This window comes from Brevibacterium rongguiense, assembly GCF_009857845.1.
GTDB lineage: Bacteria > Actinomycetota > Actinomycetes > Actinomycetales > Brevibacteriaceae > Brevibacterium > Brevibacterium rongguiense.
In genome coordinates, this window is the sequence record NZ_WWEQ01000078.1 from 1 (window position 1) to 11,239 (window position 11,239).

Genomic DNA, 11,239 nt, shown 5'->3' on the forward strand with positions numbered 1-11,239 from the left:
CACCGGAGGACGGGGCGCGGCGGGCGTGCATGGGGCTCCTGGTGGGCTGAGCGGGAGGTGCGGCCGGCATCCTCGCGCGCGGGGGCGGCCGCTGCTGCGGCTGCCGGGGCGGCGCGGGTGCGGCGCGCGCAGGGGTGCGAAGCAGACCAACATATATGCAAGCACGCTTATTCCACCGGGGGGCGCCTGCGCGTCACACGGGCGTCACACGCGGACGGCGGGGGTGTGGCACTCGCGGGCGGTGGGGGGGGGTGCCGCACGCACGGGTTCGGCGGGGTGCGTCACTCGCGGGCGGTGGGGCGGCACCACCGGGGACCAACGGCGCAGGGGAGTGTGAGCCATGCGATAGCCTGAGCCGGTGACTGAATACCGTTTCGAGACCTTTGCGCCCCAGATCGTCGACGGCGCTCCCGACGCCCGCACCGCGGACTACATGCAGGCGGTGCGCGCGGGCTTCCACGACAAGCGGGTCGATGGGGAGAAGCTCCTGCGCCGCACGGAGCGCGCGATCGCGGATGGACGGGTCTTCACCGCGGCCTACCCCACGCGGGTGCCGAAGGGTGCGCTGAGCGCGGACATCCCAGTCGCCACCTTCGCCCACTTCGAGAAGCAGATGAACGTGGGCGGCGCGCGCCTGCTGCCCGCCCACCTCATCACGTGGGTGACGGTGCGGCCCACGCACCGCCGCCGCGGCCTGCTGCGCAGCCTCATGACGGCCAACCTCCAGCACGCAGCGGACGCCGGCTACGCGTTCGCGGCCCTCACCGCCACGGAGGGCGGCATCTACCGCCGCTTCGGCTTCGGGACCGCCACCTGGTATTCGAGCTACGAGGTCGACACGAGCCCCGGCTTCGCGCTCGCCGTCGAGCCGGACCGCCGCGTGGAGATGTGCGATCCCGACGAGCTCGCGGACCTCGCCCCCGAGCTGTACGAGGAGTTCCAGAAGATCTCCCCGGGTGCCGCCGGCCGCCAGCAGGTCTACTACGACGTGGCCACCGGCGATCTCAACGTCGACACGGACGAGCCGGACCTCGCCGTGCGCGCGGCCCTCCACTACGACGAGCACGGCCGGCCCGATGGCTTCGTCAGCTACAAGTTCGCCGGCTGGGACGTCAAGCCGGGCACGATCGAGCTGCTCGACTTCGTCGCCGTCTCCGATGCCGCCTACTCCTCGCTCTGGGCCTTCCTCGCCGCGATCGACCTCGTCGAGCGCGTGAAGTTCGGCTACGGCGCCCAGCAGTCGCCCCTGCCGTGGCTGCTCACGGACCCCCGCCGGGCCAAGCTCGTCGCGACGAAGGACGGGGTGTGGCTGCGCATCCTCGACGTGCTCAAGTCCCTGCGCGCCCGCCCGTGGATGGTCGCCGGCGAGCTCACGCTCTCCGTCGAGGACCCGCTCGGCTACGCCGCAGGGGTCTTCCGCATCGACGCCGACGGCCGCGCCGCCCAGATCGAGCGGATTGCCGAGGAGCCCTCCGATGCGAAGGCGGACCTTGCCCTCAGCGTCTCCGAGCTGGGCTCGATCTACCTGGGCGGGGCCGATCCCGTTGTCCTCGTGCGCGCCGGGCGGATCCGCGAGCTGACCGCGGGGGCCGCGGTGCGCGCGCGCACGATGTTCGGCCTCGAGCGCGCCCCGTACGCCCCGAACGACTTCTAGCGCCGCTCCCGGGGCGTGTGATCGGTCGGCCGACGTGCGCTGTCGCTCAGCGGCAGCAGCCGGTCGGCCCGTCGCCGGCGGGGCACCTCGGCGCCCCGCCACGCCCGCGGCTGCAACCGACGAACAGCGCACTGAGCGAAGCGCCCGCCGGCCGCGGCCAGCGGGCGCTTCACCGTCTGCGGGGCCGCTGGCCCGGGCGGCCCCGCGCGCCGCATCGTCCCGGCTCAGCGGGTGAGCCCCTCGGCCGGGACGATGCGGGAGATCCGGCGCGCCGGCAGCGCCGAGGCCAGGGCCGCAGCCGCGAGGGCCGCCGCGACGATCGCTGCGAGCTGGAGCCACGGCAGCCCGATCACGACGGTGACCCCGTCGAGGTCGAGGAGCGCGGACGTCCCGGCCCAGCCGAAGAACGCGCCGAGCGCCAGGCCCAGCACGAGCGCCACGACGCCCATGAGCACCGCCTCGATCGTGATGAGCGCGCCCACCGAGCCGCGCGACATGCCCATGGCCCGCAGCAGCGCGGCCTCGCGGGTGCGCTCGAAGACGGACATCGACAGCGTGTTGCCCACGCCCACGATCGCGATGACGACGGAGGCGGCCAGCAGCACGAGGACGATCGTGAGCATGATGTCGATGATCTGGCCGTAGCTGGCCCGCTGCATCGCCCCGGAGAGGTCCGGCTCGGCTGCCGGGTGCGCCGCCTGCAGATCGGTGGCGAGCTGGCTGACCTGCGAGGGGCTGGCGTCATCGGCGATCCTCAGCCACGTCTGGCCGTTGCCCTGTGTGGGATCGAGCGGGGCAATGTCCGCGGGATCCGCGAGCACCGTGCCGTTCGGCAGGCCCTGTTCCACGCGGACTCGTAGTAAGACCGATTCGCCGTGGGCGCGCAGGGTGATGCGGGCTCCCTCCAGCTCGCCCTCGTCGACTTCCGCATCGGGGATCGCCGAGGTGGAGGCGAGCACCTCGCCGCGCTCGGGTACGAGGTTTCCGCGGCGCGCCGCCGAGGTGCTGTCCCGCGTGGCGCCCAGGACAGTCGTGGTGCCGCTGGCGTCCGTGCCCTCGCCGCTCAGTGCGGCCTTCGCACTGGCTCCGGCCAGTTCGCTGCGGGCGGCGACGATGTCGGAGTCCCCGGCGGCGCGCTTGGCGGCGTCGGGCGTCGCGGCCGCGTCGACCGCGTTGCGCTGGACGAGCTCCGTGCTCAGCGTGGTCTTGAGCGTCTGCGCGCCCACGACCATCGTCGCGACGAGCGTGACGCCGATGAGCAGCGCGGTCGTCGTCGAGGCCGCGCGGCGCGGGGCCATGCGCACGCTGCGGGCCACCAGGCCCGCGGTGGGGGAGCCGCCCGTGAGCTTCTCGAGCAACCGGCCGCAGCCCTCGATGAGCGGCGGCACGATGACACGGGAGAGGACGAGCACGCCGAAGAACGCGAGCACACCGCCGCCGAACGCGGGGAGGAGGGAGTGCAGGAGGGCGCCGGTGAGCGTGAGCGCCAGGCCCGCCGCCGTCATGAGGCCGCCCAGGATGGCGCGCACCCACGGGAAGCGGCGGTCCGGTGCCGGCACGTCGAGGGGCGCGAGCGCCTGGATGGGCGAGACGCGCGTGGCCTTGCGGGCCGGGACGATGCAGGCGAGCACCGTGACGACGATGCCCACGGCCGGCCCGGCGATGAGGGCCGTCCACGGCAGGCCCGGGACCGGGAAGGACGGGAGCCAGAGCTTCTGCGCCGCCAGGCCCAGGCCCGCGGCTCCCGCCCAGCCCAGGAGCAGGCCGGCGATCGAGCCGAGCACGCCGAGCACCAGCCCCTCGGCGAGGGTGGCCGCGCGGATCTGGCCGCGGGTGGCCCCGATCGCCCGCATGAGGGCAAGGGAGCGGGTGCGGGAGGCGACGAGCACCTGGAACGTGTTGGAGATGACGAGGGCCGCGACGATGATCGCGATCGCGGCGAACGCGAGGACGATCGAAACGAGGGCGTTCGACGAGCCGGTGAGGCTCTCCATCTTCTGGCCGACGAGCTGGTCGTTCGTCTGCACGCTCAGGCCGGCGACCGCCAGCCCCTTGTCGCCCTCGTCCTCGACCGCGGCGCCGTGCGCGGTGTCCGCGATGGCGTGGGCCACGCGCTGCTGGGCCGCGGTGAGGGCCGCGGGGTCCTCGGCCTGGTTGCCGCTGAGCGTCAGCCGGATGGAGTCGGGGCTGGCGCCGGCGTCGATTCGGTTAAGGCCCGCGGAGGTGAGGTAGGCCGTGCCGTAGCCCTCCCCGTCGGAGATGACGCCGGAGACGGTGTAGTCCTTCTTCGTGTCCGCGCTGCCCGCGGAATCGCCGCCCATGGCGCCGAGGTCGGAGTCGAGTTCGATGCGGTCACCGGCGCTCGCGCCCAGGGTCTTCGCATCCGAGGCGTAGAGGGCGATCTGGTCCTTGCCCGCCGGGGTCGTGCCCGCGTCCATTGTCATGCTGCGGGAGGTGGGGTAGGTCGACAGGCCGAGCGCGGACTTCGCGCTGCCCGCCTGGGCCTGGGCATAGGTCGTCTCGATGAGCTGCGCCGATTCGACGCCGTCCAGGCGGCCCAGCCGCTTGGCGAGCTTTGTGGACAGCTCCGCCGAAGCCGAGCCGGCGGAGTCCGACCCTGCGGAGTCCGATCCCGTGGCGGAGTCGTGAGCGTTCGGATCGTCGGAGCTCGCCTCGGGGGGCGCCCCCGCGGACGAGTCGTAGCCGACGATGAGCTGGGCGCCGGCGGCATCGGCCTCCGCCTGCTTGCGCATGGCGTCGTTGAAGGACTGGGAGAGCGCGAGGACGGCCGTGATGAACGCGACGGAGACCATGACCGCGATGCCGGCCGCGATCAGGCGGCCGCCGCCGGTGCGCAGGTTCGCCAGGGTGATGTGCCTCATCGGGTGACCTCCAGCATGGCGCGGGAGAGCGTCTGCACGTCGGGGCGGATGAGGTCGCCGGCGATGCGGCCGTCGGCCAGGAGGACGACCCTGTCGGCCCGGGCGGCGGCGCTGACGTCGTGGGTGACCATGACGACGGTCTGGCCGAACTCGTCGACGGCGGCGCGCAGGAGGTCGAGCACCTCGGTGCCGGTGGCGGAGTCGAGGTTGCCGGTGGGCTCGTCGGCGAAGATGATGTCCGGCCGGGTGACGAGGGCGCGGGCCACGGCCACCCGCTGCTGCTGGCCGCCGGAGAGCTCGAACGGGCGGTGGTGCAGGCGCGGGCGCAGGCCCAGCAGCTCGACGATCCGGTCGTGGAACGCCCGGTCGACGGTCTTCTTCGCAAGCTTCGAGGGCAGCAGGATGTTCTCCTCGGCCGTCATGGCGGGGACCAGGTTGAACGCCTGGAAGATGAAGCCCACATGCTCGCGGCGCACGCGGGTGAGCTGCTTCTCGCTCAGGCTCGTGAGGTCGCGGCGGCCGATCGAGACCCGGCCCGAATCGGGTACGTCGAGCCCGGCGAGGACGTGCATGAGCGTGGACTTGCCCGACCCGGAGGGGCCCATGATGGCGGTGAAGCGGGCGGCCTCGATGTCGATGCTCAGACCGTTGAGGGGGCGCACCGCCGCCTCCCCGGCGCCGTAGGTCTTCACGAGGTCTCTCGCCTGGGCGGCCGCCGTGTAGGCGGGATTGTGGGCCGTGGCCGTCATCGTCATCGCATCCTCTGCTTGGGGAATCGCACCGGTCGGTGCTGGGCGGCGGCGGGGCGCGGGGTGCCCCCGCGGCCGCCGAACATGACTCCTACGCTATGGATTCCCAGGTCAGCGCGCATCGGCCCCGGGGCTGATTTGGCGCGCGGCCCATCATCCTCAAGGATGAGGGAAAACCCCCGGCGGGCGGCGGGGGCGGCCTCGGGCTCAGTGCACACAGGTGGGCTCAGTGCCCGCGGGCGAGGTCAGTGCCCGGGGGTGATGAGTCCGGCCTCGTAGGCGAAGACGACCGCCTGGACCCGGTCGCGCACGCGCAGCTTCGCGAGGATGCGGCCCACGTGCGTCTTGACCGTCGCCTCGGAGAGCACGAGGCGCGCGGCGATGTCGGCATTCGAATCGCCGCTGGCGACCTCGATGAGCACCTCGCGCTCGCGCTCCGTGAGCGCGGCGAGCAGCCGCGCCTGCTGCGGGTCCGGGGTGCGCTGCGCAGCGCCCAGCACCGCCGAGTCGAGCAGCCGGCGCGTGGTCGTCGGCGCCACGACCGCCCCGCCCCGGTGCACGGTGCGGATCGCCTCGAGCAGCGCCTCGGGGGCGGCGTCCTTGAGGAGGAAGCCGGAGGCGCCGGCGCGCAGGGCGGCGTAGGCGTATTCATCGGTGTCGAACGTGGTGAGGACGATGATCTTCGGCACCGGACCGGCGGCGGGAACATCGCCCGCGACGATCCGGCGGGTCGCCTCGAGCCCGTCGAGGCGCGGCATCCGGATGTCCATGAGCACGACGTCGGCCCGCTGGCGGGCCAGCAGCGCGATCGCCTCGGCGCCGTCGCCGGCCTGGCCGATGACGCGCAGGTCCGGCTGCGAGTCGATGACCATGGCGAAGCCGGCGCGCAGCAGCGGCTGGTCGTCGACGAGCAGCACCCGCAGCTGCTCCGGGTCCGCGGTCGGCGCTGCGGTCATCGTGGCGGCTCCTCGTGCTCGGGTGTCGGGACCACCGAGTGAGCGGGTCCCGCGGCTTCGGGGCGGGCCTCGGCCGAGGCGCCCGGACCGGTGGGCGCCGCAGCTCCCGTGCCGGTGGGTGCCGCAGCTCCCGTGCCGGTGAGCTCGGGCTCGAGTGCGACGGGCAGGCGCAGCTCCACGTGGAAGCCGTCGGCGCGGGCCTCCGCCGCGAGCTCCGCGCCCATGATCTGGGCGCGCTCGGCCATTCCGCTCAGCCCCGAACCGGCGCCATCGGAACCGGCCTGCGCCCCGCGGCCGGTGTCGTCGACGCGGACGACGAGGGTCGCCGGGGCGGGCTCGAGGCGCAGGGAGACCGTGGGCCGGGCGGCGGGGCCCGCGTGCTTCATCGTGTTCGTCAGCGCCTCCTGCACGATCCGGTAGAGGGCCAGGCCCGTGCTCGCGGGCAGCGCGGTGCGCTGGGCGAGCAGGCCAGGGTCGCCGATGAGGCTCACCGGCAGCCCGGCCGCGCGCACGTCGGCGACGAGCGCGGGAATGTCCGCAAGGGCGGGCATCGGGGCGGTGCGGGCGGCATCGTCGTCGCGCAGCACGCCGAGCATGCCGCGCATCTGGGCGAGCGCCTCGCGCCCGGTCGTGCCGATCGTCGCGAAGACCCCCTGTGCCCGCGCGGGGTCGGTCTGCGCGATGTAGCTGCCGCCGTCGGCCTGCGCGATCATGACGGACATCGAGTGAGCGACGATGTCGTGCATCTCGCGGGCGATGCGCATCCGCTCGGCGTCAGCGGCCAGCCGCGACTCCCGCTCCCGTTCGCGCTCGAGCAGGCGGCTGCGCTCGGCTACCGCCGCGATCTCGCGTCGCCGCCGGCGCCGCACGTCGCCGAGCACCCAGGCGAACCCGACGCTCAGCGCGCCGAACACCGTGCATGCCACAACCGTGGCGATGGCCTCCGAGGGAAGGTCGAGGGCGAACCGGCCGCCCGGGGTGCGCTCGGCGCCCATGAGCACCGCGAGCGCGACGCCCATGACGAGCGCGCCGGCCAAGCCGACGAGGAGGAAGATCCGCCCGCACCGCGCCGGGGCGAACGCGCCGACGGAGTAGACCATGATGGGGGCGGCCACGTAGGCCAGCGAGGGCGGGATGACGAGGACCGCGCTGAGCGCGAAGGCGGCGGTCATCGTCCAGGCGGCCGGGACGGGCCACACCCGGCGGACGGCGAGTGGGGCGCACATGGCCACGGAGACGAGGCCGGCCACCCAGCCCGGCGCCCCTGCGAGGGGGCCAGTGGGCAGGGCCCAGCGCGGGGCGCTCGTGGCCCACGCCAGCAGCGTGAGGAGCAGGGTGAGGACGAACGTGTCCGCGATCCAGGGCCTGCGGTCGAAGAACCCGGCAACCGTGACGTGGCGCGGAGGCGGGTTCGCGGGCATGGCGCCCACTCTAGGCGACGGGCGGGGCCGGCTCGCGCCTTGGCGGGGGAGGTGTTGGGCAAGGGCCGCCCCGGCCCGTGCCTCGGGAAGTGGGGGACCCCGGTTCGCGCCTCGGTGAACGGGGGTGGAGACCGTCAGTCCCCGGCGCACGGGTCTGGCCCGGTCGATGCCGCCGCGAGCGGGGACCCCGGCCCGCGCCTCGGTAAACGGGGGCGGAGGCCGTCAGCCCCCGGCGCACGGGTCTGGCCCGGTCGATGCCGCCGCGAGCGGGGACCCCGGCCCGCGCCTCGGCGCAGGGCGGGAGCACAGGCGACCCTCGCCTCGGTGGGGGCGAGGGCGAGCAGAGCGGCGGGTGTGCGGCGGGCGGGCGGTCCACGATGCGGGCCCGGGCGTGAGAGGCGCGGCGGCGCCGCCTAGACTTGTCCCGGAACGGGGCGCGGCGCCGCGGTGCGCGGGCCCCGGTGGAATCGAATCTCTCCGGGAGGACCCGAACCGTGCCCAAGCCCGTCGTGCTCATCGCCGAAAACCTGTCGCCCGCCACCGTCGAGGCGCTGGGCCCCGACTTCGAGATCCGCACGTGCAACGGCGCCGATCGCGGTGAGCTGCTCGCGGCCCTGCCAGGCGCGGACGCCGTGCTCATCCGCTCGGCCACGCAGATGGACGCCGAGGCGATCGCCGCGGCGGACCGGCTCAAGGTCATCGCGCGGGCCGGGGTGGGCCTCGACAACGTCGACGTGCCCGCCGCCACCCGCGCCGGTGTCATGGTCGTCAACGCCCCCACCTCGAACATCGTCTCCGCGGCCGAGCTCACGATGGCCCACATCCTCGCCTCCGCCCGCAACTTCGGCGCCGGCCACACCTCGCTCAAGGCGGGGCAGTGGAACCGCTCCAAGCTCACCGGCGTGGAGCTGTACGAGAAGACGCTCGGGATCGTGGGGCTGGGTCGGATCGGCGGGCTCATCGCCGAGCGCGCCAAGGCCTTCGGCATGAAGCTCGTGGGCTACGACCCCTACATCACGCAGGCCCGCGCCGCGCAGATGGGCGTGAGCGTCATGAGCCTCGACGAGGTCCTCGAGGCCAGCGACTTCATCACCGTGCACATGCCCAAGACGCCGGAGACGATCGGCATGATCGGCCGCGAGGCGCTGGCGAAGGCGAAGCCGGGCGTGCGCATCGTCAACGTGGCCCGCGGCGGCATCGTCGACGAGGAGGCGCTGGCCGAGGCCGTCGCCTCCGGCCAGGTCGCCGGCGCCGGCATCGACGTGTGGTCCGTCGAGCCGCCCGAGGGCTCCCCGCTCATGGACCTCGACGCGGTCAACGTGACCCCGCACCTGGGCGCCTCCACCGCCGAGGCGCAGGAGAAGGCCGGCGTGGCCGTCGCGAAGTCCGTGCGCCGGGCGCTGTCCGGCGAGCTCGTGCCCGATGCGGTCAACGTGGCCGGCGGCGCGATCGACCCCGATGTGCGCCCGGGCATTCCCCTGGCCGAGCGGCTGGGCCGGGTCGTCTCCGCGCTCGCCGAGTCGCCGGTGACGCACCTGCGGGTGGAAGTGCACGGCGAGATCGCCGACAAGGACGTCTCCGTCCTCACGCTCTCCGCGCTCAAGGGCCTGTTCATGGACGTCGTCTCCACGCCGGTGTCCTACGTCAACGCGCCCGTCTTCGCCGAGGAGCGGGGCCTGAGCGTCGAGTCCATCGCCGATCACGAGGTCGAGGCGTTCCGCAACCTCACGACGCTGGTCGCCACCACCTCGGACGGCCAGCAGGTGCGCGTGTCCGGCACCGTGACCGGTCCCAAGCTCATCCAGAAGCTCACCGAGGTCAACGGGTTCGAGCTCGAGATCCAGCTGGCAGACCACCTGCTCGTCTTCCGCTACCAGGACCGCCCGGGCATCATCGGCCAGCTGGGCCAGGCGCTCGGTGCCGCGGACATCAACATCGCCGGGATGCAGGTCTCGCCCGCCGACGGCGAGGCCCTGTCCGTCATGGCAGTCGACTCCCCGGTGACGGGTGAGGTCGTGGCCGCCGTCGCGGGTGCCGTGGACGCCTCGTCGTTCTCCGTCGTCAACCTCGTGGAGGACTGAGCGGGTTCCGCCCTCGCCAATCTCGTGGAGGGGCGAGCGGGGCTGCCGCGGCCGTCGCGGGTGAGGGGCCCGGGTCTGCGGGATGCGCGTGTGTGCCCGAGCGGCGTGCGGGTCTGCGGGTGCCCGCGGTGTTCGAGCCTGCGGGCCGCGCTGGCCTGCGGGGCGGGGATGCCCGCTGGACTTCCGAGCCTGCGGGGCGCCCGCCCTTTGGAGGCGGAGCCCTCGCCGAGTGGTCATTCCTGTTCGGTTGACGCTGGGCGAACCGAACGAGAATGACCTCTCAGCGGTGGGAAGCGGGGGCAAGAGCGGGTGAGGGTGGCGGTGGCCGGCGGCTCCAACGGCACCCAACAAGGTCAGGCCCTAACCGGCAGGCTGCCAGCGGCCCGCGGGACCATGCCCCTGCCGACGGTGGCGCACCCGGTTCCGGTGTCGATGGTGCCGTCGAGGGTGCCCCACGCCCCTGCCGACGGCGGCGTGTCCCCCGCGGGGGACACGCCGCCGGGGTGGAACTCAGGCCTTCTTGTCCTTGTCCTTGCCGATCAGGCGATCGCGCATCTCGTCCCAGCGCTCCTGCCACTTCTCGCGGCGCTCCGAGCGGTGCTGTTCGCGCAGCTTTGCCTGGGCGGCAGCCGCAGCGGCCTCGGCGGCCTCGCGCTCGGCATCGAGCTCATCGAGGACCTGGTCGAGCGGGCGCCGGATGAGCGCACCGCCCAGTTCGCCGACGATGGCGTCGACGGCCGGGATGCCCTCCTCCGAGCCCTGCACGATGAGCCCGTTCGAACCGGGGCGCACCTGCGCGGCGAAGTCGGAGAGCACATCGGAGGTGTCCGCCGCGCGGGAGGCGTCGACCGCACCGCCCACTGCGGCTCCGGTGGCCCACCCCAGGAGCATGCCGAGCGGGCCGCCCAGCAGGCCGACGAGGGCGCCGATCACGGAGCCGCCGGCGAGCCCCCCGCCGATCGAGGCGTCCGTCGCATCGACGACGCGCCAGTGGCCGTCCTCACTGCGCTCGACGATGGCGCCGGCGTCGATGTAGCTGGGCGAGTTCTTGAGCTTGGAGAACGCCTCGAAGGTCTTCGCGTCGTCGGGGAAGGTGATGATTGCTGCGTAATCGGCCATGATCATCCAATCGTCAGGGTCACAGCTTTGCCTCGACCGGTGATGGGGCGAAGAGGGTCTCCGCCCTGTTCGGTCATGACTGCGAGGCGGTGCTGGCGCCGTCCTCGGTGCGCCGGTCGGCGCACTTCGATCGTAGGACGCAGAGGCTGGGAATGACATGGCAATCCCGCCTGCCGAGCGCTTCCGGTTCACGTAGTGCGATCGTCCCGAGCGTGGCGATAGAAGTGAACGAAAATCTAGTGCCGAGCGTGGTGGTGTCATAGCGTCGAAGCAACACTCCCGGTCGGCGGGGGTCTGATCGGTGGAGTGTGCGGATGGCGCGGGTGGGGTTGTCGTTCAGTGACAGGTCGGAGATCTCGACGGCCTCGAAAGCGGGC

At 73.4% G+C, this 11,239-nt stretch carries 8 protein-coding genes; 2 read left to right on the forward strand and 6 right to left on the reverse strand.

Annotated elements, in window-relative coordinates; genetic code table 11:
• The first annotated feature begins 358 nt into the window (after positions 1 to 358).
• Positions 359 to 1,654: a GNAT family N-acetyltransferase gene (locus GSY69_RS12670; protein WP_160954206.1), complete on the forward strand. Its 1,296-nt coding sequence runs from the start codon at positions 359 to 361 to the stop codon at positions 1,652 to 1,654.
• A 224-nt stretch (positions 1,655 to 1,878) separates the two neighbouring features.
• On the opposite strand, the gene GSY69_RS12675 is transcribed toward GSY69_RS12670, so the two are convergent.
• The 4 genes from GSY69_RS12675 to GSY69_RS12690 all read right to left on the reverse strand — a co-directional run bounded on the left by GSY69_RS12675 (position 1,879) and on the right by GSY69_RS12690 (position 7,662).
• The gene (locus tag GSY69_RS12675) at positions 1,879 to 4,536 is read right to left on the reverse strand and encodes an ABC transporter permease (protein ID WP_160954207.1); all 2,658 of its coding nucleotides are present in this window, start codon (positions 4,534 to 4,536) and stop codon (positions 1,879 to 1,881) included.
• Positions 4,533 to 5,291 carry an ABC transporter ATP-binding protein gene (locus tag GSY69_RS12680; RefSeq protein ID WP_160954208.1) on the reverse strand — a complete coding sequence of 253 codons (759 nt, stop codon included), beginning with the start codon at positions 5,289 to 5,291 and terminating at the stop codon, positions 4,533 to 4,535. The genes GSY69_RS12675 and GSY69_RS12680 overlap by 4 nt, the downstream gene beginning before the upstream one ends.
• A 239-nt stretch (positions 5,292 to 5,530) precedes the next feature.
• Entirely contained in the window at positions 5,531 to 6,241 is a 711-nt protein-coding gene (locus GSY69_RS12685; RefSeq protein ID WP_160954209.1) for a response regulator, read from the reverse strand.
• Entirely contained in the window at positions 6,238 to 7,662 is a 1,425-nt protein-coding gene (locus GSY69_RS12690; protein ID WP_160954210.1) for a sensor histidine kinase, read from the reverse strand. Before GSY69_RS12690 ends, GSY69_RS12685 begins: the two co-directional genes overlap by 4 nt.
• Before the next feature lie 494 nt (positions 7,663 to 8,156).
• On the opposite strand from GSY69_RS12690, the gene serA reads away from it, so the two are divergent.
• The gene (gene serA / locus GSY69_RS12695) at positions 8,157 to 9,743 is read left to right on the forward strand and encodes a phosphoglycerate dehydrogenase (RefSeq protein ID WP_160954211.1); all 1,587 of its coding nucleotides are present in this window, start codon (positions 8,157 to 8,159) and stop codon (positions 9,741 to 9,743) included.
• Positions 9,744 to 10,253: 510 nt separating this feature from the next.
• On the opposite strand, the gene GSY69_RS12700 is transcribed toward serA, so the two are convergent.
• Both GSY69_RS12700 and GSY69_RS14775 read right to left on the reverse strand, forming a co-directional pair.
• Positions 10,254 to 10,862: a DUF1269 domain-containing protein gene (locus tag GSY69_RS12700; RefSeq protein WP_160954212.1), complete on the reverse strand. Its 609-nt coding sequence runs from the start codon at positions 10,860 to 10,862 to the stop codon at positions 10,254 to 10,256.
• 73 nt (positions 10,863 to 10,935) lie between these two features.
• Positions 10,936 to 11,239 (reverse strand): hypothetical protein (locus tag GSY69_RS14775; RefSeq protein WP_235936546.1); only part of this gene is annotated, 304 nt, incomplete at its 5' end.